Annotated in this window: 19 protein-coding genes; 8 read left to right on the top strand and 11 right to left on the bottom strand. The window is 70.1% G+C overall.

What is annotated here, in order from left to right:
* Nucleotides 1–22 precede the first annotated feature (22 nt).
* The 7 genes from WMF20_RS11520 to WMF20_RS11550 form a co-directional block, all read right to left on the bottom strand.
* On the bottom strand, nt 23–325 hold the full coding sequence (locus WMF20_RS11520; protein ID WP_437613205.1) for a type II toxin-antitoxin system RelE/ParE family toxin: 303 nt from the start codon (nt 323–325) through the stop codon (nt 23–25).
* Nucleotides 322–552 carry a hypothetical protein gene (locus WMF20_RS11525; protein WP_129574391.1) on the bottom strand — a complete coding sequence of 77 codons (231 nt, stop codon included), beginning with the start codon at nt 550–552 and terminating at the stop codon, nt 322–324. The genes WMF20_RS11520 and WMF20_RS11525 overlap by 4 nt, the downstream gene beginning before the upstream one ends.
* A 140-nt stretch (nt 553–692) precedes the next feature.
* Entirely contained in the window at nt 693–1337 is a 645-nt protein-coding gene (locus WMF20_RS11530) for a Uma2 family endonuclease (RefSeq protein ID WP_437613207.1), read from the bottom strand.
* Nucleotides 1338–1508: 171 nt separating this feature from the next.
* Nucleotides 1509–2300 carry a hypothetical protein gene (locus WMF20_RS11535; RefSeq protein ID WP_437613209.1) on the bottom strand — a complete coding sequence of 264 codons (792 nt, stop codon included), beginning with the start codon at nt 2298–2300 and terminating at the stop codon, nt 1509–1511.
* Nucleotides 2301–2307: 7 nt separating this feature from the next.
* Nucleotides 2308–7308 (bottom strand): AAA family ATPase, encoded by a 5001-nt coding sequence (locus WMF20_RS11540; RefSeq protein ID WP_437613211.1) that lies wholly within the window; start codon nt 7306–7308, stop codon nt 2308–2310.
* A 511-nt stretch (nt 7309–7819) separates the two neighbouring features.
* Nucleotides 7820–9217 (bottom strand): Si-specific NAD(P)(+) transhydrogenase, encoded by a 1398-nt coding sequence (gene sthA / locus WMF20_RS11545; protein WP_437613213.1) that lies wholly within the window; start codon nt 9215–9217, stop codon nt 7820–7822.
* A 38-nt stretch (nt 9218–9255) separates the two neighbouring features.
* Nucleotides 9256–9783 (bottom strand): tetratricopeptide repeat protein, encoded by a 528-nt coding sequence (locus tag WMF20_RS11550; RefSeq protein ID WP_437613215.1) that lies wholly within the window; start codon nt 9781–9783, stop codon nt 9256–9258.
* Nucleotides 9784–9844: 61 nt separating this feature from the next.
* On the opposite strand from WMF20_RS11550, the gene WMF20_RS11555 reads away from it, so the two are divergent.
* The 8 genes from WMF20_RS11555 to WMF20_RS11590 all read left to right on the top strand — a co-directional run bounded on the left by WMF20_RS11555 (nt 9845) and on the right by WMF20_RS11590 (nt 17916).
* Nucleotides 9845–11884 (top strand): hypothetical protein, encoded by a 2040-nt coding sequence (locus tag WMF20_RS11555; protein WP_437613217.1) that lies wholly within the window; start codon nt 9845–9847, stop codon nt 11882–11884.
* A 70-nt stretch (nt 11885–11954) separates the two neighbouring features.
* Entirely contained in the window at nt 11955–12722 is a 768-nt protein-coding gene (locus tag WMF20_RS11560) for an esterase/lipase family protein (RefSeq protein ID WP_437613219.1), read from the top strand.
* 37 nt (nt 12723–12759) lie between these two features.
* Complete coding sequence (locus WMF20_RS11565) at nt 12760–13326, top strand: hypothetical protein (protein WP_437613221.1); 567 nt, start codon at nt 12760–12762, stop codon at nt 13324–13326.
* Between the two features lie 1171 nt (nt 13327–14497).
* Nucleotides 14498–14902, top strand: a complete 405-nt coding sequence (locus tag WMF20_RS11570; protein WP_437613223.1) for a hypothetical protein — start codon at nt 14498–14500, stop codon at nt 14900–14902.
* Nucleotides 14903–15356: 454 nt separating this feature from the next.
* Nucleotides 15357–15800 (top strand): hypothetical protein, encoded by a 444-nt coding sequence (locus WMF20_RS11575; RefSeq protein WP_437613225.1) that lies wholly within the window; start codon nt 15357–15359, stop codon nt 15798–15800.
* 275 nt (nt 15801–16075) lie between these two features.
* Nucleotides 16076–16579: a hypothetical protein gene (locus WMF20_RS11580; protein WP_437613227.1), complete on the top strand. Its 504-nt coding sequence runs from the start codon at nt 16076–16078 to the stop codon at nt 16577–16579.
* A complete protein-coding gene (locus WMF20_RS11585; protein WP_437613228.1) occupies nt 16573–16986 on the top strand; it encodes a hypothetical protein in 414 nt (137 codons plus the stop codon). Before WMF20_RS11580 ends, WMF20_RS11585 begins: the two co-directional genes overlap by 7 nt.
* Nucleotides 16987–17463: 477 nt before the next feature.
* Nucleotides 17464–17916 (top strand): hypothetical protein, encoded by a 453-nt coding sequence (locus tag WMF20_RS11590; protein ID WP_437613230.1) that lies wholly within the window; start codon nt 17464–17466, stop codon nt 17914–17916.
* Nucleotides 17917–17963: 47 nt separating this feature from the next.
* Here WMF20_RS11590 and WMF20_RS11595 read toward each other — a convergent pair whose 3' ends face one another.
* The 4 genes from WMF20_RS11595 to gcvT form a co-directional block, all read right to left on the bottom strand.
* Nucleotides 17964–18317, bottom strand: a complete 354-nt coding sequence (locus WMF20_RS11595; RefSeq protein ID WP_437613232.1) for a hypothetical protein — start codon at nt 18315–18317, stop codon at nt 17964–17966.
* 576 nt (nt 18318–18893) lie between these two features.
* Nucleotides 18894–20258, bottom strand: a complete 1365-nt coding sequence (gene gcvPA, locus WMF20_RS11600) for an aminomethyl-transferring glycine dehydrogenase subunit GcvPA (RefSeq protein WP_437613234.1) — start codon at nt 20256–20258, stop codon at nt 18894–18896.
* A gap of 41 nt (nt 20259–20299) precedes the next feature.
* On the bottom strand, nt 20300–20701 hold the full coding sequence (gene gcvH, locus WMF20_RS11605) for a glycine cleavage system protein GcvH (RefSeq protein ID WP_437613236.1): 402 nt from the start codon (nt 20699–20701) through the stop codon (nt 20300–20302).
* Nucleotides 20702–20787: 86 nt separating this feature from the next.
* Entirely contained in the window at nt 20788–21909 is a 1122-nt protein-coding gene (gene gcvT / locus WMF20_RS11610) for a glycine cleavage system aminomethyltransferase GcvT (protein ID WP_437613238.1), read from the bottom strand.
* Between the last annotated feature and the right edge of the window lie 77 nt (nt 21910–21986).

Below are 21986 nucleotides of genomic sequence, written 5' to 3' on the forward strand. Positions count from 1 at the left end.
CCGCGGACTGGAATTCCGAGGCTCAGCGGAGCCTGGGGTCGCGCCCTCGCAGGGCGCTCCAGACAGCAAGGATCGCCACGCCGTCGGAGCGGATGACGTAATATAGATAGTAGCGGGTCCTCTGGAGGACGATGCGTCGCACGTCCCGCAGCTGTCGATGGGGATACGGCGCGCCGGCCATCGGTGCCGTCCGAAGCAGCGCGAGCGCCTCGGCGAGCTCCTCACGGAGCAGCCGCGGTGCGCTGGGCCGATGGTTCTTCCACCACGTGTGAGCAGCCTGGAGCTGCGCGAGCGCCTGCGGCGAGAAGTAGACCGCCACCCTCATCCGTCGGCGTCGAGCATGCGCAGCACGTCCTCCGCCGCGATCGTCTCGCCGAGCGCGACGCTCCGGGCGGCGTCCTCAAGCGCGTCATCCAGCGCCTGCCGCTCTTCATCGTCGAGCTCGTCGCCCTGATCGACGATGTAGAGGTGGACCACCGTGCCATCGGGGAGATCCGTCGACTCGTCGAGCTGGATGCGACCGTGCTGTACCCTGGCGACCACGGCAGACATATGCACCAAGCCTAGCGGAGGCGTATCCCGCCGGCCAGCTCAGCGCGGCGCGCGGTCGTTGCGGCGTGCGACCCCCTCGACGATGCTCGAGAGCGCGAGTCCGCTCTCGCAACGGCGCCCCGCCTTTCAGCGGGCCGCGCTCACCGTCTGCCGCGCTCCCGGAGCATCGCTCGCCACGCGCGCACCACCGTCGTCTGGTCCCCCTTGCGCACCATGAACTCCGTCAGCGCCGCGACGTCGAGCCCCGGCAAGAGCCGGCTTCGCTCTGCCTCGGCGTAGCCCTCCGGGCCGAGGACGTGAAGGGAGAGCTTCCCCTTTTTCACGAACCAGACTTCGGGCACGCCGAGCCCCGCGTAGACGGAGAGCTTGTCGATCGTGCCGCTCTTCTCGATGACATGGATCGCGAGCTCCGGGATCTCCCCGTCCTCCACCGTCCCGAGCACGTAGCACTCGTCCGGCTCGGCCCCCCGTGCCGCGAGCCGCTCGCGGACGGTCATGCTGCCGTACCCGCTGAGGGGCAGCTCCGCCTCCTCCGCGTAGGCCTCGATGAGGCGGGCCAGGATCTTCTTCCGCCCTTCGTGCGGTCCTCCCGGGCTCATCAGCTCCAGCACCCCCTCGCAGTACGTCACCCGCACGCCCGCGCGGTCGCCGAGGGCCGCGAGGAGGCCCTCGTACTCCTCCCACGAGACGTCATGGACGACGAAGAGCTGGTCTTCCGAGCCGCTTGCCGCGACCGCTTCGGCGCGTTCGGCAGGAGGGACGAGGAGGGGTACAGCGGCAGCCATGACAGCGTGCTCCTCCCGGGAGTATCACCGCCGCGCCGCGCGCTGGCAACCGAGGCGGCTGGACTTCGCGCGACTCTTCTCGGCGGCCTCCGCGCCACGCCGACAGTCCGGGTGCACGCCCTGCAGAGTCGGGGGCTTGTCCGCACCCATCATGCGAGCGGCTATGGCTGCTCACCACCCGAGCGCCTCGGGAACTGCCCCGAACAGCGCCCCGAGCTTCGGGACCTTCTCCCGCTGGCGCTTCATCTCGTCCCACACGGTCCGGTGTGGATGCCGGCGCAGCGCGTCCACCTTCCGCGCGATCTCGGCCTGCGGTCGTCCTGCTCGCCGGAGCGCGCCGATGTCGCGAAGCAAGCTCTCGTTGGCCTCGAAGGCGTCCTGACGCGCGTGGCACAGGTACTCCCGCTCGTTGAGCCCGAGCAGTCCGACGGTGTAGAGCGCTCGCTCGCGCGCGATGCCTGCCTCGTGGCGCGCGTCGAAGCGCCCCGTCGACAGATCGAGGTGCATGAGCTCGAGCGGGTCCTCGTGCCGCGGATCGATGAGGAGCGCCTCGCCGGGCTCCGGAGCCATCACCGGCGCGCCTTGCTTCCTGGTGACATCCAAGATCGTGCCGTCGGGTCGGATCACCGTGAACCGGCTCGACTTCGGCGGGTTGCACAGGCTGCAGGCGTACAGGAAGTTTGCCCAGGCGAAGACGAGCTCGGGGTAGAGCGCCTTGGGTCGAAAGTGCTCCACGTCGCTGCCGCGGGAGTCCTCGCAGAACATGCAGTAGCGGGAGCTCGGGCACATGCGCAGGAGCATCTCGCGCGCGACTGCGATGGGTCTGTTCTTCCTCTTCTTGTCCCAGAGGCGCTGCGCTGCCTCGACCTGCCCGGCGTACGACGGCTCGGCGTCCACCTCGGCTTGGTAGGCGTGCAGCTCGTTCAGCGCCGCCTCGGCGCCGTCCGGGCAGGAGGCAGGCACACGTGGATCACGCGGCGCCGCCGCGCGTGCTGACCGCCGAGCTCGGGAGGATCGCCCGGAGCCGCTCCTGCTCCTCCATCTCCTCCGGAGTGAGGCCTCGTTCCAGCTCCTTCCGGTTCAGGGTCACGAGCTTCTCGAGCAGGCGCTTGCCCTCCTCGGAACGCGTGACGCCTCGGCCGAACACGTCGGTCCCGTACGCCTCGAGCACGTTGCCGTAGCGCAGGCGCTCGAGATCGACGCCTTCGACCCGCCGGGCCTCCTCGTCACTGCCGGGCGCCGGCAGCAGGAACACGGTGTCCGCTGCCTGGCACACGAGCGGGCTGTGGGTGGTGACCAAGAACTGGACGTTGGGGAAATGCTTCTTGAACCAGTGCCCGATCTGGCGCTGCCAGCTCGGGTGGAGGTGCGCGTCGATCTCGTCGATGAGCACGACGCCGCCGGGCAGGACGACGGTCGGGTTCTCAGGGTCGAAGACGCGCTCGTGCCCGAAGACCGCGGCCATGTGCCGGATGAGGTCGAAGGTCAGGCTGAGCACGGCACGGTAGCCGTCGCTGAGATCCTCGACGGGGATCTCGAAGCCGTTCCCGTCGACGAAGGTGACGCCATCCGAGGAGACGTCGGCCAGGTGGGCTCCGTGGGGCAGGAAGAACGGGGGGCCCGCGTCGCTCGCGAACTTCTTGAACGGTTCGAGGAGCGCACCTTCCGGCTTGTTGTCGAGCTGCTTGAACCGGAGCTCGCGGAGCCAGGCGAGGCTCTCGGTCAGGGCGATGCGGGAGTCGAACAGGGAGATGTGCCGGGCCACGCGCGGTTGGTCCACGAACATCCTCTCGTACGCCGGGTCTCCGTCGGAGAAGCGGCGGAAGGGCCCGTACGCCGCGCTGAAGGCGCCCGCGGCGCGGCGTACGAGCGCGCGTGCAGCCTCGGTCTGCTCGACGATCTTCGTCTCGGTGCCCGTCTGCGCGAGCTCCAGGATCAGATCGAGCGAGAGATCGCTGCGGACGTCGCTGCCGTCCTGTCCCCCGGACGGGTGCAGACCCGGCGGGTGGGCGTGCGGGCCGTGGGTCGTCACCTCGTACGAGAAGCGCGCTTCGACGCGCGCGCTCGTCGCGTCCCGCCGTACCCATTCGCTCCACGGCTGCCGGAGCGCGCCGGACGCGTCCGGACCGAGCAGGGAGAGCGCGACGGCCCGCAGGAAGGAGCTCTTGCCGGCGCCGTTCTCGCCGAGGATCACGTGCCAGCCAGGGCCGCGCTCGGCGCGCGGCAGCTCCCACTGGAGCGAGGCGATAGAGCGGACGCGCTCGACGGTTACTTGCCGCAGGTACATGGGCCCAGCTGGCTCTGCGCCAGACACCGGGAACACGAGCGGGAGCGGAAGCGGCAGCCGGAGGTGATCCCAGAGGGCAGGGTCGTCGAGGCCGCTCGCGCGTTGCCGGAGGCGATCCCGGAGGAGCGCGATGAGCGCGCCTGCCAGCGACCAGCTCCTGGGCAGCGCGTGGCGATAGAGCGCGAGGAGAAGCTGGTCGAGCATGTCGCGATCCAGCAGCAAGGACAGGAACTGAAAGAAGCGAGAGAGCTTGTGGATCGGGAACACCTCCGCCGACCAGTGCTCGACCAGCTCCCTGGCGGTGACCTCGGGGTCGTCCTGGACTAGCTGACCCTGTGCCAGGATCAGCAGAACCGCTGCGACGCGCGTATCAGCGTCCGCGAATCGTTCCGGTTGCAGCAGCGTCGGGTTGAGCCCCCTCGGACTCCCGTAGCCGTGAACGGCCATCAAACCGAGCAGCCTGACGAGAGCGTATCGAGATGGCTGCGCCGAATATAGAGTGGCGACCCATTGGATGGCATCGGAAGTTCGTTTGTGTGTGTCAAGCGTGTAGAGATCGAATAGCCAATTCGGCTCGATGTGCGTTGCGCTTTCGAGGGCGTCGTACCAAGCTGCCGTGCTTGCGCTCAGGTCTGCGCCGGCGACGAGTGCGTACGGCGATAGCCTTCTTTCGGTTGCGCCCAGCAGGCTGGCAAGCTCATCAGGCGAGAACGGCTTGCTCAAGCGTTTCCCGGCTCGCCCGAGCCGCTCGCATGCATAGAGGAGTATCCTTGCGACGGCGCGGCGAATTGTCGCTGTGCTGGCGGCGGCAAAGTCGTTTCTCAGTGCTGTGGTCCAGCGGTCTTTGTCTGTGTCGGACAGCCTCAGAGCAATCCCGTGTGGGGCGGGCGATGGAAATCCCTCTGCGGCAATCCGCGCCCCGAACGGAGCTTCTTTGTTCGTCAGGCTCAGAATGTCATCCCATTGGACGCCCTGGCTAGTCCACCTGGCCTCGGCTGCTTGCCAGTCGGATCGGTCTCCCAGCACGCCGGAGCGTGCTAGCTGAGACATCCGGGCCAGGTCTGCTGGGGAAGACGATGTCTCCAGGCACGCAGCCAGCGGCCATGGCACATAGGATGACAACCACCGGCCAAGCTTCACTAACGCGCCGTGCTCCGCAAGCTGACCGAGGGCCTTGGCCAGCGATCGCGCGGAGGGATCGGTGGCGAACTCGGCAGCTGCGGTCCAGGCGGCCCACGGAGGTTCGGTGAGCCGCGCATTGGCCAGGTCTTGCCATGCGTTGAGGGCGCTCCCCAGTAGTGAGAGATCGATGTAGGCGTCTGTGTCGAATCCATCGAACTGAACGTGAATGTCGGGGGAGCGTGCTGATGGCTCGATGATGCCGGCTACGGCGGTCAGCCAGGACGATGATGGTGTATCGTTGTGTACGAGAGCGATGTGGTCCAGCACCGATTCCAGGAAGCTGGGCGTGAAGTCTTCTGGCGCTTCGCAGACGCGTTGATGAAGCCAGGGGCCGACGGCGTCTATGTTCTCAACGACAGCGATGAGAATGGAGCGTCGTGTCTCGCCATCGGCTGGCCAGTGCGCACCCGCGAGTTGACAAGCCCAGCCTACGCCGAGCTCGGCGGCGACTATGGTGCTGAGCCATGCCGCGAGGCGGGCCGGCATGCATCCATCCGTGAGACGATGGAGGAGAGCCCCCCGGAGCGCGTCAACCGTGCTCGTCGCCTGGATCTCGGCGAGCCGGATGTGCTCGGGACCAGGCGGCAGCTCGAGGAGGCGCGTGGCGATCTGCATCAACTGCCGCGCGTACTTCGGTTGCTCGAGCGCGGAGCCCTCCTCGAGGATATCGAGCGCCAGCATCGAGCCCGCCAGTGTTGCGCGGGCCACCTCGTCGTCCGGATCGTCGTTGAGCTGCGGGCAGATCCGCTCCGTGAAGGCGTCGCGCAGATCCGAGAGCTCGGTGAAGCACTTGCTCACCAGGAACAGCACCACGTTCCGGAAGCTCGCCGCCTTGGCCAGCCTCGCGATGCGCTTCTCCAGCAGCACCTCGCCCTTGCTGGCCAGCGCCCAGGCGGCCATGAACTCCTGGAGCGACCGGATCTCGAACCCGAAGCGGCCGGGCTGCGGCTCGACGAGGAACACGAGGCGATCCCGCGCCGCCTGCACGATGCGGCCCGTGAGCTCGCGCCGCACCTGCGGCTCGATCTCGTCCTCGGCCAGCACCGCGTCGATCACCTGCTCCAGGCGGCCGGCCGTCATCAGCGCCGCCGTGCCGCCGGAATGCTCGGACTCCACCTGCAGGAGCAGCGCGACGTTCGCGTGGATCCGATCGATGTACGCCCGGTGGCTCCGCAGGAGCTCGGCCGTGTCGTTGAGCGCGACCCGGACTCCCGCGCTGGCGGGGCCCTCGACGGTCCTCTCCATCTCCCGCTCGTAGATCACCCGGTAATAGTCGCGGAAGAGATTCCAGCGCTCCCTCGGCGCCCGGCCGACGCGATCGACCAGGGTGGCCATGATCGTCACCTGCAGCGGGCTGCGCATGAGGCGCGCCGTGGCCTCCTCCTCGGCGGCGAGCCGGAGCCGCTCCAGCACCTTCTTCCGGCGCTCGGGCGGTTCGGCGAAGCGCGCCTCCGCGAGCTTCGCCGCGTACGCCAGCGCGCGCTCCTTGGACAGCGGAACGAGATAGCGCGTTTGTAGCGCGAGGCCGAGGCCTTCGAGCTCCCCTGAGTAGCCCTGCGGCCGCGTCGTCGCTACCACGAGGCCGCGCGCCCCGCCGCGCATGAGCCACGCCACGAGCGATCGCGCCGCGGCCAGCATTGGGTCGCGGTCGCTCGACGCCGGCACCTCGTCCAGCCCATCGAGCACCAGAAGCCACGGGCACGCTACCAGGAGCCGCTGCAGCTGCGCGGGAGCGAGGACACGCCCGGTCCGCTCCTGGAGCGACTCGGTGAGGTACTCCAGCAGCGCAGGCGGGGCCTCGGCCTCTTCTGTCGCTGCCTTGCCGGCGGCTCCGCGCGCCGCGAGCCAGGCAGCCACCTCGGCGAGCACCAGGCGCACCGGCAAGCACGGCGCGATCGGTCGTCCGAGCTCCTGCTGCGCCCGAGGGCCCGCGAACGCTTCCACCGCGTTGCGAGCTTCTTCGTCGAGCTGAGCCGCCCGCGGGGCGAGGAGCGCAGCGCGGTGCAGCTGGCACAGGAGCTGACCTAGCGTCGATTTTCCCTGCCCCGGGCCGCCGATCAGCACGAACCCGGTCATCAGTTCCGGGGGATCACCGTCCTCGGCGAGCTCCGCGGTTGCCGCCTTCTCGCGGGCCGCGCGGCGCCCAGTCACGCGTGCACCGCTCGCCCGAGCCACGAAGCGGCGAGGTTGCAGCTGGAGCATACGCTCCACGAAGCCACGGACGGGCGCGGCGGACTCCGACGGCTCTGGCTGAGGCGTCGTCGCGACTTCCAGATCGACGAACACCCGCGCAAGCGGGATCCCGCCTTCGACGCCGGCGCCAGCCTGCTCCAGCCGGGCGAACCGATCGCCGACGAGCTGGGCCGCGAGCCACCTCGCCAGCGTCTCTGCCACTTCGGGGCCGAGCCTGGCACGCGCCGCCGCCTCGGTCAGGAGATCCGTCGCAACAGTCGCAACATCGGAGGAGCCGGCATCGTCCGAGCCGGGCTCGCTGGACGGCACGCTTTCCTCGACGCCTGCAGAGGACGATGACATAGGACCCCGGGACCGTACCAGACCCCCGCACCCGAGGAGGCAGCTGGGAGCCCTCGGCGGACCGGAAACGGTCTGGGGGGAAGCAGCTGGGAGCCCTCGGCGGACCGGAAACGGTCTGGGAGAGGCAGCTGGGGAGCCCCCGGCGGACCGGAAACGGTCTGGGAGAGGCAGCTGGGAGCCCCCGGCGGACCGGAAACGGTCTGGGAGAGGCAGCTGGGGAGCCCCCGGCGGACCGGAAACGGTCTGGGAGAGGCAGCTGGGGAACCCCCGGCGGACCGGAAACGGTCTGGGAGAGGCAGCTGGGGAACCCCCGGCGGACCGGAAACGGTCTGGGAGAGGCAGCTGGGAGCCCCCGGCGGACCGGAAACGGTCGCCAGAAGATCCTCCTCCTTGACGCACAGCAGATGCCAACCCAGGGGCCGTCGATTTTACGGATAGCCCCTGGATTCTCGGCCCTCCGAGCGCCGCCGCCCTGCCCTCAGAACACCCGCCCGAGCCCGTCGAGCGCCGCCACCCGGTAGGCCTCGGCCATGGTGGGGTAGTTGAACGTCGTGTTCACGAAATACCGGATCGTGTTGTTCGGCGCCGGCTGCGACATGATCGCCTGCCCGATGTGGATGATCTCCGCGGCGTTCTCGCCGAAGCAGTGGATCCCGAGCAGCGCGAGCGTCTCGCGGTGGAAGATCAGCTTCAGCATCCCGACCTGCTGGCCCGTGATCTGCGCGCGGGCGAGCGTCTTGAACGTCGATTTCCCCACCTCGTAGGGCACCTTCTCCGCCGTGAGCTCGCGCTCGCTCTTGCCGAGCGACGAGATCTCCGGCGTCGTGTAGATGCCCGTGGGGATGTCCCGGACCAGCTTCTCGTCGGCGTCGCCGCAGATGTGGCTGGCCGCGAACCGGCCCTGGTCGTAGCTCGCGCTCGCGAGCGCCGGGAAGCCGACGACGTCGCCGACCGCGTAGATGTGCGGCTGGCTCGTCTGGAAGGTCTCGTTGACCTCGAGCTGGCCGCGCTTGTTCGGCGTGATGCCGAGGTCCTCCAGGCCGAGATCGGCCGTGTTGCCCGTCCTCCCGTTCGCCCACAGGAAGACGTCGCTCCGGAGCTTCTTCCCGCTCTTCAGCGAGAGCACGACGCCCTCCTTGGTGGCCTCGACCTTCTCGTGCTCCTCGCCGTTGAGGACGCGGATCCCCTTGTCGCAGAAGTGGTACCCGAGCGCGTCGGTGATCTCGTCGTCGAGGAACTCCAGGAGATGGGCGCGCGTGTTCACGAGGTTCACGGCGATCTGCATGTTGCGCAGCATCGACGCGTACTCGCAGCCGATGACGCCCGCCCCGAAGATCGTGATGCTGCGGGGGGTCTGATCCATGCGCAGCAGCGTGTCGCTGTCGAAGACGCGCGGGTGGCTGAAGTCGATGTCGTCCGGCCGGTACGGGCGCGAGCCGGTCGCGACGACGAAGGTGTCGGCCGTGAAGCGCCGGCGCTGGCCCCCGTCGCCCTCGACCTCGACCGTGTGCGGATCGACGAAGCGGGCTTGCCCCGGGATGAGCTGGACGCGGTTCCGATCGTAGAAGCTCTCGCGCAGGTCGACCTGCTCGTCGATCACGTGGTTCGCGGTCGCGAGGAGCTCGGCGAAAGGGTACTCCGGGACCACATCCATCCGCTTGTAGATGGGGCTCTGGTTGACCAGGTTCATGTGGTAGATCGCGCGGCGCAGCGCCTTGCTCGGGATCGTCCCCCAGTGGGTGCAGCCCCCGCCCACCCGCGTGTAGCGCTCGATCGCCGCGACCGATTTGCCGTGCTTCGCGGCCGTCATGGCGGCGCCTTCGCCGCCCGGCCCCGTTCCGATGATGATGAGATCGAAGTGCGGGGTGGTCGCCATCGCGTTCCTCCGAGGCGCGCCGCGCGCCCCGGGAGAGGCTACTCGAACTGGAGCGGCTCGTCGTCGTCCCCGACGCCGAGCATCTCGAGGATCTGGCGCACCTCCATCGCGGCCTCGACCTCCGGGCCCGCGTCCAGGAAGCCCTGGAGGTGCTTGCGAGCGAGCGCACGGTTCCCGCGCGCCGCGTAGGCCAGCCCCATCGCGTGCATCGCCTCGCCGTCCTTCGGGAAGCGGCGGAGCGCCTCCTTCGCCTGCGCGATCGCCCCGTCGGTGTCGCCGAGGCGCCGGAGCGCGTGCGACAGGGCCACCCGCGCCCCGAGGAAGCTCGGCGCGAGCCGCACCGCGGCGCGGTAGGCGTCGCGCGCCGGCTCGAGCTGGCCGAGCTCGTAGAGCGCGTGCCCGAGCAGGTTGTACGCGTACGGGTTCGACGGCGAGGCCTTGATCACGTCGCGCAGCGCGACGAGCGCCTCCTGGACCTGCTCCTCCTGCAGGAGCTCGGCCGCCTCATCGACCGCCTCCCAGTGGGCGGCGTCCACCGATTCATCCACCACAGCCCTGAGCACCATGGCCCGCAGTCTAGCCAGAATTGCCGCCCGGTCCCGGCCCCTTCGTGGTACCGGCCGGGCCGTGAGGCGCGCGCCCCGGATCAGGCTGCTCCTGTGGCACGCGAGCGCCGCGATCCCGGTCCTCGGCGCGGCCGCGGCGTTCTACGGGCCCGCGCTCGAGAGGGCGGGCGGCGCCTGGCCGGCGCCGCTCGACGACGTCTACATCCACTTCGGCTTCGCCCGCGCCGCGGCCCTGGGCCACCCGTTCTCGTGGATCCCCGGCAACGGCTACTCCTCGGGCGGGACCAGCCTGACGTACCCCCTCGCCCTCGCGCCCGGGTACCTGCTCGGCTTCCGCGGCGCCTGGCTCGGCCTCTTCGCCGCGCTCCTCGCCTGCGCCGCGCTGCTCGACCTGTGCCGCTCGCTCCGGCGGCTCCTCGAGCCGCGCGGCGGGCCCGGCGCCGCCTCGTCCCGCTGGGTCGCGTGGGTCGCGCCGCTCTTCGTCGTGGCCGTGCCGCTGCTCGACTGGAGCTGGTTCTCCGGCATGGAGGTCGCGCTGCTCGGCGCCGTGCTGGGCCGGGCGCTCGTCGCGGTGCGGCGCGCGGAGCTCGCCCCGCCGGCGCGGCGCCCGGCCGAGCAGCTCCGGGCGGGGCTCCTCGCCGCGCTGCTCGTCGCGACGCGGCCCGAGGCGATCGCGCTTTCGGCGCCGCTCGCCGTCGCCGTCGCCCACGCCGCGGGCTCGCTCGGCGCGGCCGCGTCGCTCGCGCGCGCGTCGCTGCCCACCGCGCTGCTCCTCGGCGCGCACGCCGCCGCGAACCGCGCCTTCACGGGCGAGTGGAGCGCCGCCGGGGCCGTGCGCAAGCTCCTCCTCTCGAACCCGTACCCCACGCCGCTCGAGAAGGCGGTGGAGGTGATCAAGAACCTCGCCGCGCTGCGGGTGCAGGCGCTGGAGAGCGCCCTCGGCGGCCCGTGGCTCTCCCTCGTCCTGCCGCTGCTCGGCGCGGTCGCGGCGCTCGATCGCCGCTCGCGGCGCGTCGCCGTGCCGCTCTTGCTCGGCGCTTACGGCGCGCTGCTGCTCGTCGCGCTCAACGCGACGGCGCGCTACCAGAACCTCCGCTACGCCGCCCCGTCGCTCGTGATGCTGCTCGTCGCCGCGGCGCTCGGGGCCCACGCGCTCGCGCGGCGGGGCCGGCTCGCCGCGGGCGTCGCGGCGGCGCTCGCCGTCGCGGCGCTCGCCGCGCCGTCCGCGGGGTTCGCGCGGCAGATCGATCACTTCGCCCGCGCCTCGGCGAACATCGCCGGCCAGCACGTCGAGGTCGCGCGGCGGCTCGCCGCGCGCGCGCCGCGACCGCGGCGGGTGCTCCTCGGCGACGCGGGCGCGATCCCGTACCTGTCGGGCATCCCCGCCATCGACGGCCTCGGCCTCGGCGGGTACCGGGGGATGCCGTTCGCGCGGGCCTCGGTGCACGGCGTGCCCGCCGTGGTCGAGCTCATCGAGCGGCTCGACCCGGCCGAGCGCCCGGACGTCTTCGCCCTGTACCCCTCCTGGTGGGGCGGCCTCGCGGACGTCTTCGGCCGGCGCGTCGACGCGGTGAAGATCGAGGACAACGTGATGTGCGCCGCGGACGAGAAGGTGATCTACGAGGCGGACTGGTCGGCGCTCGCCCCGCCGGGGGAGCGCCGCGCCGGGGTCATCGACGAGGTGGACATCGCCGATCTGATGGACGAGCGGGCCCACGGCTACGCCTTCCCGTCGCCGCGCGCCGGCTGGGTCATCGGCGCGGTGCTGCCGGGCGGCGGCGACGGCGCGCCGCGGTTCGACGCTGGCAGGCTCATCCCCGAGGGGCGCGAGCAGTCGTTCACGGTCGGCGCCGCGGCCGCGTTCGCCCGGGGGCCTGCCGTGCTCGCGCTGCGCACCGACGGGGGCGGCCCGATCGCGCTCGGCGTCGCGGCCCTGCGCGACGCGGGCGGAGAGGCGCGCGTCGAGGTGCCCGAGCGCCCGGCGGGCCGCTGGTCCGAGATCCGCGTGCCGCTGCGCGACGTGGCGCCGGGCGATCGGATCCGGATCCGCTCGCTCCTCGGGACGTTCCGCAGCTTCCATGTCTGGCTGCTGCGGCCGTGATCGGCCGGGACGCAGCGCGTCGGGAGGGCGCGGCGGGGTCGCGCGACGGATCCATGGTAAGAGCCACCACGTGGTGAGGTGGTTCCGTGCGTCGGCCTTCGCGGCGACCGCTGGCAGGGAGGTGGCCTCGTTCGCGCGGCAGGCGGTCCTCTTGCCGTACGACACCCTCGCGCCGGTGATCCCTGCCGGGACGCGCGACGGCGACGACGTGGTGATCATCCTGCACGGCCTCTTCGCGTCGGCCGGCGTCCTCCGGCCGTTGCGGACGGCGATCGAGCGCCACGCGTCCGCGTCGCGGGCGAAAGGCCGGCCGGTCCCGGCGCGGGCCGAGCCTCCGGCGGGGTCGGTGCACACCGCGACGATGTCGTACGCCCCGGGGCCTGGCGTCGAGGAGCTGTCGGCGCGCCTCGCGACCCTCGTCGCGGCGCTGCCGGGCGGGGCGCGCTTGCACCTCGTCGGCCACAGCATGGGCGGCATCGTGTGCCGCTTCTTCGCGCAGGAGGTCGGCGACCCGCGGATCGTGCAGACCATCTCGATGGCGAGCCCGTTCGGCGGCATCCCGCGCGCCGCGCTGCTCGGCTTCGGGGGCGCGCGCGATCTCGACGCCTCGAGCCCGGTCCTCCGGCGCGTCCTCCTCGGGACGGCGCGGTCGAGCGTCCCGCACCTGTCGATCGTCGCGGGGGCCGACACGCTGGTCCGCTCGCCCATCGCGCACGCGCTGCCGGGCTTCGAGGTGCGCGTGATGGAGGCGCGCGGGCACAACACGCTCCTCTTCGACCCCGAGGTGGCCGCGCTCGTGGCGCGGCGGATCGTCGAGCGGCGGGGCGGCGCGCCCTGACCTATCGCCGCTCGGCGCTTCGTGGTAGCTCGCTCGCGTGCGTTCGCCGATCGCCTGTCTCCTCGCCCTCGGGGCGTTGCTCGCCCCGCTCGCCTGGTCCTCGCCCTCGCGCGCGGACGCCTCCGCCTGGACCTTCGTCGGCGCCGGCGCGGTCGGCTGGAAGCAGGGGGACCGCGATCTCGTCCTAGACGGCGCGCTCTCGCTCGACATCGGCGTCGGGACCACGCCGGACGCGCCGGTCATCGTCGGCGGCCTGGTGCGCGCGACGCCGCTCCTCGACAGCGGGATCGATCTCGCGCTGCTCGCCCGGGTCGCGACGCGCGGCTTCCAGGCCGGCCAGCTCGGCCTCGCCCTCGACGTGGGCGGCTACCAGCGCTTCTGGGGGGCGGGCTCCACCGGCGTGGCCGGCGCGCTCACGCTCGGGGCGCCGCTCGGGATCAGCCTGTCGCTCCAGGGGAGCTACGGGACCGACGACGCGATGGCGTTCGGCGCCATCGCGGGCATCGATCTGCTGCGGCTCACCGTGTATCGCCAGTCGCTCCTGCCGGTGTGGCCGAACCCGTTCCCTGCGCAGGAGCGCGGCAGGGACGTCGCCTCGCGCTGAGGGGCGCGCGAGGGCCTCTCCTTAAAATACGACGGCAAGCTAGCGAGCCGGGAAGCGAGCCATCGAGGACCGGGCGCACGGGCACGGCAGAAGCCGGTTGACCGGCGAAGCGGCGCGTGCCTAGCGTGCGGCCAGAGGGGTGGCCATGGGAGTGATCGCTGCGCTCGCGGTTCTCCTCCCGGCGTTCATTCTCGTTTCCCTCCGCGTGATCGGTCGTCACACGCGGAGGGGTGTCGCCGCGTGGCGTGGCCTGCGGAGGGCGTTCTCTCGTCCGTTCGACAGGGGCGCGGAGGGCCAGCTCCGCAAGGGATGGCTCGGCGCCGCGCTGAAGGCGCCGCCATGCGCCCCCTTCCTCGCGGCCCTCATGCTGCGTTCCATCAGGTGTCGGGCCGAGCGGGAGTTGTCCCTGTATCGAACCCGGGACAATCCCAGGTGTCACTACCACGAGGAGTGTTTCTCGATGGCCTGTCCGCCACCCAATGGAGTCCTGTGTGTCTGGCACGAAAGAATACAGAAAGGAGTCTGCGTGTGCCAGGAGAATGGGCTGGGATTGAAGCCATCGGATCTGATGGACGCGGGTTCGCCCTGACCGGGGGCCATCAGACTGTCGATCCTCCCCCAGCGCGCAGCCTGGGCTCGAGCGCCCCGAGGACCAGACGAGATGCCAATGTACCGTCAAGTCTATCCTGTTCTCACCGTTCTTGTGCTGGCCTTGGTCGGGTGTGACGCCTCGCGGGAATGGTTCTTCTATCAGCACCGGAACAATCCTAGGTGTCTCTACCATGAACAGTGCTTCTCTATGGGATGTCCGCCTCCCAATGGGGTCTTCTGCCACTGGCACGAAGAGGAGTACAACGGAGTATGCGTGTGTCAACCGGACGGAGTGAAGCCATCGGATTTGGTGGACGCAGGTGCACCCTGAGCCAGGTCCTCATCGCGCTCTCGACCCTGCCAGCGTGCGACATGGCACCACAATGCTCCGCTGGCGAAACCAGGTGGCTATGTAACATCGCAGCTACCCCGTGCCACATGGCCGATGCTTACCATGTGTGCCAGCGATATGCAGACTGCGATCGCCCGTGCAAATGCCAAGGCAATCGCGACGCTGAAACCACAGGACCAAAACATCGTCGGCACGACGTGCACGAACACCGGCAACACGAGAGCCCCCTTGATCTTCAAGCCGCCGAAGTACAGACCCCAGGGCGTCACGTCCTGCGATCTGACCGAGGCGGACGATAGCTGCATCGCGTGTGCCAAGGTCTTTTGCTGCGATCAATACGTAGCCTGTTCCCAGGATACGAACTGCTCCTGCCTCTACCAGGGGAACTCGGTCGAGACCTGCACGAGCCCCGCGCACTGCGGCACGGCGTCGTTCACCTCGATCACGACGGCGGACTGTCTCAACCTCGCGTGCGGCGACTGCTCGGGCGCCGCCGGTCTCGGCGAGGCCCTCTGCCCCGAGGCGCCGCCCGACCCGTCGTGCACGGGCACTTCCCTGGGCGGCGAGACGTGCACGAGGGACAGCGAGTGCATCACGTGTTACTGCAATCCGGTCACGCGGACCTGCGATTGACCGCCGCCCGGTCGCGGCAGGCGGCCCCCGGCGTCTTCGCCCGATGAGGCGCTTCCGCCCCACCAAAGAAGAACGCAGCCGCCTACGGCAGCTCGTCGACATCGCGTCGGGCGGCGGGGCGGCGGCCGACGAGGGAGAGGGGGCAGAGGACGGCGGCGCCGAGCCAGAGAGGGCTGGGCCTGGCACACCGCAAGGCGAAGGCGAAGGTCAAGCCGAGCCCCGCCGCGCCGCCCGCGCCGGACGTGCTCTGAGCACGGCGGAGGGGGCCATCGGCGCTCCGCCGGGGGCGCCTGGATGTGCGCGCGGGCGCGCCCGCTGTGGTTCGCACAGCGCACGCCGATCCGCGACGAAGAGGCGCGGAGGTTCAGGAGATCCCTGATACGTCGAGCGGGAGGGGCGTCCATGGATGCCCTCCACGAGCGTCCGTAGAATGCGCCGCGTCAAGGGGGGCAGCATGCAGCTGTGGACGCGTCGAGCGCTCGCGTTGGTGTTGACAGGGGGCATCCTTGCCGTGCTGGTTTCGGCATGCACCATCCACCTCCGACCGGCGGATCGAGACGAGATAGAAGACGAGCCCGCGGAGAACGAGCCGGCGGAGCGCCCTGACGAGGAGAGTGAGCCCGGAGGCGGCTCGGAGCCCGATGTGGTCGGCGACGAGCCGCTGTCCCCGGAGGAGCAGGCGTACGAGGAGCTGCTGAACGTCGATCCCCAGGAGCTCGCTCTCAAGACCATGGCGACATCCTACGCGGCGGTGATGGTCGCGAGCCTCGTCGAATCCCAGGTGATTGATCCAGCGGCGATCGATCCAGGGGCGATCGAGTCGCTGATCGAGCAATACGAGCCGGCAGGATGGGATGCGGCGCGAAACACCGGAGGCCGTTACGCTGGCTGCGAATGATGGGGTCTATCCGGACTTCGCGTGCTTCAACGAGCCGTACGCGTGCCCTCAGACGACCGAGTGTCCATACAATGGCGAGCAGGCGTTTTGCATGGTGACACATTGTGGTGACGCTCAGTGCCCGTGGTGCCCATGGGGGCTCGGGAACATGCTTTTTAAGTCCTGGTGCGCTTATGGCTGTCTCAAGCACGGCAACATCGTCGCTGGAGCGTACATCCTCGTTTCGCATTGGGGCCCCGGCGACAGGCATTGTACCTACTGGTGAGCAAAGAGCGATGAAGATCACCTTCGAGGACGGAAATACCCTGACGTTTACGAGCGGCGAGGGCAGAGAGGTCGTCGAAAACACGACCGATGTCATCAACGTTACCTATTGGCTATGGGCCTTCGCCTCGCCGCGGGTCTACAGCAGGTTCAGCCGCGTGCAGCCTCGCGACCACGTCCTGCGTCTGCTGGACATTTACATCTCTTACGTGGAAAAGGGCGGTCGCGTCGCGGCGCCACAGTATCAGCCCGTGCACTACGAGCTCCGGTTGCCACTGGCGATGCGCCTGCGTGAGCTCTTCGAGCAGTGGAGACAGCCTGAGTTGCCACAGGAGATCGTGGATATTTCCAGGGCTCTCGTCGAGCATGAAGGCATCAAGGAGCCCGCGTGCGGGTGGGACGCGTACGAAGACCCGGAGGCGCGGGGAATCAAGTACGAGGATTCGCTTCTCTGGCCCGAGGGCGTGCCAGCCATCCTGAAAGGGCAATGGCCGCCGAAGCAATCCAAGTGTTGAGCCAGAGCCGGGAGCCCTCCATGCCGACTAAGTATTCGATGCCCATCGCCGGCGCGGCGCGCGTCACCGCTGCATGGCCCGGCCTCGGCGTGGCGCTCACCGCCCTCGCCCTCGCGGTGTCGTGCGCGACGTTCGCCTGGCTCTCGCACCGCGCGCAGATCGTCGCCGCTGCGCGGAAGCTCCCGATCGCGGTCTCGCCGCCGGCCGCTCCCCGCCGCGCCATCGGCGCAAGCCCTGCCGGCGAGGCGCGGGAAGCGCGTGCGATGCCTCCGCGTGGCACGCCGCGTGGGCTGAGCCATCCGCGCCGGACTGCGGTGCTGAGCCGGGGCGAGGTGACGCGATTCACCCCCGAGCGGCCGTTTTGCGAGCGCGGCGACGTGAGCTGTGGCGCTGACGCGATGTATTAGGCAGGAGGCCCAGCGACATGCGATTTCCCGCGACGGTATTGATCGTTTCGGTCGGCGCGCTCTCCTGTGGAGATGATCCGGATGACCCCGATTGCAGTCAGAGAGGACCGCGCGAAGGCGCTCATGCGGTGTGGCTCTGGGAAGGGCCCAGGGACGACGTCCCAGCCTGCCCGGAGGCGCGCGATGTCCTCTGGGATGGCATCAGACTCGATCCCGAGCCGTCATCGGGCTCGATGGCGAGAGCGTGCGCTGGCGTCGTGCAGAAAGAAATCCCGTCTGGGTTCACCTTGTGCGTGATCCCCAGCTTGGTAGACGGAGTGTGCTGGCAAGGGTACGAAAACCGATGGCTTTACGTTGAAGACGGTGGACGCGAACGTGTCCTGTGTTGCCCTCCAGGAGGATCTCCTCCCGCGATTCCTGCGACTTACGGCTGTCCATCGTAGACCGAACTCAGGAGAGATGCCCATGCGTTGGCCCATGATCACCCTGGGGGCCGTTTCAGCTTCGGCCTGCCTTTGTTGCATCGCAGATCCGCCGAGCGTCGCAGGGATCGTCACGGTAGCCCTCGATGGAGAAGAGCTCATCATCGACACCGGTGACGGCGGCAAGCGGCCGGTGATTGGGACAGACGATACCGTTTCCGGGATCTGCACGCTGGGAGCTGGATACCTGGGCATGTGGGTACAGCACCATACGGCGAAGTTCGAGACGCTCGATATGATGGACGAGCCGGGACATCCACACATAACGGCGGAGATCGCCGGGACCACCTATCAGGGCGGGTGCTCGATCACCATCGAGGTTCAGCGCAACGATCCCTATGAGGCCGACGTATCCGCCGGTCCGTGCGACCTCTTCCGGCCGTTCGACGGTGCCATATTACGTCTCGAGTCAGCGTCGTTTCGCCTCAAGGGATGCTGGGACGACTGACCACGATCCCACGCGGCACAATCACCCCCTACAGGCTTGGCCACCCCTCACGCCGCGGTGCTCCCCGCCCGCCGCGCCCGGTCCCTGACGACGGCGGCCACCGCCTCCCCCGAGAGCCGTCCTCCGGGGCGGTCCTGCGCGTCGATCGCCACGAACAGCGGCCCCGTCACGAGCTGCGCCCTGCTCGTCCAGGCCGTCAGCGCCCGGACCGGGCACGTCCGCTCGCTCGGTCCGAACGGGATCGGCACCGGCTGGCCGGTCAGGCGCAGCTCCAATCCGGCCTCCGCGAGGACGAGGTCGTCGACGTCGATGGCGGCGAGCTCGGCTGGCCGGAGCCGCGCCACGTACCCGAGCAGCACGAGAGCGTGGTCGCGGAGGTCCGCGAGGCGTGCGCCTCCCATCGCGTGAAGGATGCGCCGAACCTGCGCGGGATCAGGGCGCCTTGGGCGGTTGCGCCGCGCTGCCGCCCGTGAGCGCAGCGAGCACCACGCGTAGCGCACCGCTCCAGGCCCCCGCCGGCCGCGAACCACCCCGTCCACCGGCGGGGGCGGCCAAGCAGCCCTCGCTGGACGCGTGAGCCCTGCGGCCCGCTGCAAGGCTTGATGCAAGCCTTGCAGCGGGCGACTCGGGCGCCGAGTCGGCCCTTTCAAGCCTTGAGACGGCCGACTCGGCGGGCCGGCGCAGCGGATCAAGGCTTGAGATCGCCGGCCCGGCGGGCCAGCGGAGCGGATCAAGGCTTGAAATTGCTCACTCGGCGCCCGAGAAGGCACCTCAAGCCTTGAAACGGGTGGCTCGGGCGCCGGGGAAGCGATTCGAACGCAGGGGAGCGCTCACCGCCTTCGTCAGCGCGCGGCGACGTCCTGCCGGCGCTCCTGCGCAGGGCGCGGGTTCGGCCACGCTGCGGTGCGGCATCTCCGACGCTGCACCGCAAGGGGCAACGGCGCACGCGCCATCGAGCGCGCCGCGCCTTCGCCGCCTCAGCCCGCGAACCCCGCGAGCGCCTCCACGAGCCGATCGAGGTCCGCGCGGCTATGCCGCTCGGTCACCGCGACGAGCAGCTCGTCGCGCCGCCGCGCGTCGATCCGCCCGAGATCGAGCCCCGCGATGATGCCCTGCTCGGCCAGCGCCCGCGTGAGCTTCCCGGCGTCGCCGCCGCGGACCCTCACGACGAACTCGTGGAACGTCGGCGAAGGCAGCGGCAGCGCGTAGCCGTCGAGCCGCGCGATCTCCCGCTTGAGGTGCTCCGCCTTCGCGAGGCACTGCCGCGCCGCCTCGACGAAGCCGCGCTTGCCGAGCATGCACATCCGCATCGTGACCGCCGTCGCGCACAGGCCGCTGTTCGTGCAAATGTTGCTCGTCGCCCGCTCCCTCCGGATGTGCTGCTCGCGCGTGGCGAGCGTCAGCACGTACCCCCGGGTCCCGTGCTTGTCGACCGTCTCGCCGACCAGCCTGCCGGGCACCTGCTGGAGGTACTTGCGGTCGTTCCTGCACGCGAACAGCCCGACGTTCGGCCCGCCGTACTGCGGCGGCAGCCCGAGCGGCTGGCCCTCCGCCACCGCGATGTCGGCGCCGAGCGCGCCCGGCGACTCGAGCAGCGCGAGCGCGTACGGATCGAGCGTGACCGTGATCAGCAGCGCGCCCTTCTGGTGGCACGCCTCGGCCACCCGCCGGATGTCGCCCACGACGCCGAAGAAATTCGGATAGCCGACCACCACGCACGCGGTCGTCTCGTCGATCGCCCGCGTCAGCGCCTCCACGTCGGCCGCGCCGTCGCGGCCGACGTCGACGCGGGCGAGCGACGCCTTGCCGCTGCCGATGCCGTGCACGTACGTCTCGACCGTGCCGACGTAGTCGGGGTGCACGCCCTCGGACAGCACCGTGCGCTCGCGCCCCGTGAGCCTGCGGGCCATCAGCACCGCCTCGGCGAGCGCGCTCGCGCCGTCGTACATCGACGCGTTGGCGACCGGCAGCCCGAGGATCTCGCTCACGATCGTCTGGAACTCGAAGATCACCTGGAGCGTGCCCTGGGAGACCTCGGGCTGGTACGGCGTGTAGGCGGTGTAGAACTCGCTGCGGAGCAGCAGCTGATCGGCGGCCGGCGGGAAGTGGTGCTCGTAGGCGCCGGCCCCCAGGAACGAGAGCATGCGCCCGGCGCGGTTCTTCTGCGCGAGCTCCTCGAGGTGCCGCATGAGCGAGGCTTCGTCGAGGGGCGGATCCATCGAGAGCGGGCGCGTGAGGCGCGCCTCCTTCGGGATCGCGCTGTAGAGCTCCTCGAGCGACGACAGGCCGACGGCCTGCAGCATCTCGCTGATTTCCTCGGGCGTATGGGGCAGGTAACGCATGGTGTTGTGCAGCGGGCAGGGTGATGCGGGGGGCGCGGCGCTCAGTGCGCCGCGGTCTTCAGCAGCTCGGCGTAGGCGGCGGGGTCCAGGAGCGCGCCGAGCTCGCCCTGGTCCGAGGGCGCGACCTCGATCATCCACGCCTTGCCGTAGCAGTCGTCGTTGACGAGCTCGGGGCGGTTCTCGAGCTCGCCGTTCACGCGCACGACCTTGCCGCTGAGCGGCGCGAACAGGTCGCTCAGCGTCTTGACGCTCTCGATCGTGCCGAACGCCGTGCCCGCCGTGATCGTGTCGCCCGGCTTCACGTCGAGGTTGACCAGCGTGATGTCGCCGAGCTGATCGACCGCGAACGCGGTGATCCCGACGACGACGTGGTCGTTCTCCTGCTTGGCCCACTCGTGGTCCTTCGTGTACCGCCGGTCCGTTCGGACATCATCGCTCGCCATGGACTTCTTCTCCCTTTGCCAACCTGGATCTCTGCTCGTCTCGCGGCCGCTCGGTCAGCGCGCCGCACGCGACGCGCGCCCGCGCGTCAGGCCCGCCTGTAGAACGGGGTCTTGACCACGACGGCCTCGACCGTGCGCCCGCGGCAGTCGACCTGGAACGCGGTCCCCACCTTGGCCATCGACGCCGGCAGGTAGCCGAGCCCGATGTTCTTGCCGACGGTCGGCCCGGGGCTGCCGCTCGTGCACACGCCGACCTTCGCGCCGCCTTCGTCGAGCAGCGGGTAGCCGTGGCGCGCGATGCCGCGCCCCACCATCTCGAAGCCGATCAGCTTGCGCGCGGGCCCCTCGTCCTTGACGCGCTGGAGCGCGGCGCGCCCGACGAAATCGCCCTTGTCGAGCTTCACCACCCAGCCGAGGCCCGCCTCGATCGGGTTCGTGGTCTCGTCGATGTCGTTGCCGTAGAGCGACAGGCGCGCCTCCAGGCGGAGCGTGTCGCGCGCGCCGAGGCCCGTCGCCTCGAGGCCGAGCGGGCCGCCGAGCTCGACCAGCGCGCGCCACAGCCGCTGCGCGTCGGACGGGGAGCAGAAGATCTCGATGCCGTCCTCGCCGGTGTAGCCGGTGCGGGCCACGGTGCAGCGGACGTTGGCGAGCGTCGCGTCGCGGAAGTGGAACGACGGCAGCTCGCGCAGCGCCGGGCCGTCGCCGCCCGCGAGCGCGACGATGTCGAGCGCCTTCGGCCCCTGGAGCGCCATCATCGCCGTGCGGTCCGAGGCGTCCTCGAAGCTGCAGTGGCCCTGCGCCGCGCCCCGGAAGTGGGCCGCGATCTTGTCGCGGTTCGACGCGTTGCAGACGATGAGCCACTGCCGCGCGTCGATCCGGTAAACGATGAGATCGTCGAGGATCGTGCCGCCCTCGTTGCACGCGCACGTGTAGAGCGCGTGTCCGTCCTCGAGCTTCTTGACGTCGTTCGTGACGAGGTGGTCGACCACCCGTCCGGCGTGCTCGCCGCTCAGGATCATCTCGCCCATGTGCGAGACGTCGAAGAGCCCGGCGGCGGTGCGCACCGCCCGGTGCTCCTCGGTCACGCCTTTGTACTGGACCGGCATTTCCCAGCCGGCGAACGGGACCATGCGGCCGCCGAGCTTGATGTGCTCGTCGTAGAGCGGGGTCCTGCGGAGCGGAGCGGTGGGGAGCGGCTTGGTCGACACGGGCGCGATCTACTTCGAAAGGTCGGGGATGTCGACTGGCGTGGCGGCGTCCCGCGACGCACCACGTCGAGGCCGCC

Origin of the sequence: Sorangium sp. So ce834, assembly GCF_051521425.1 — a bacterium.
Lineage (GTDB): Bacteria > Myxococcota_A > Polyangia > Polyangiales > Polyangiaceae > Sorangium > Sorangium cellulosum_D.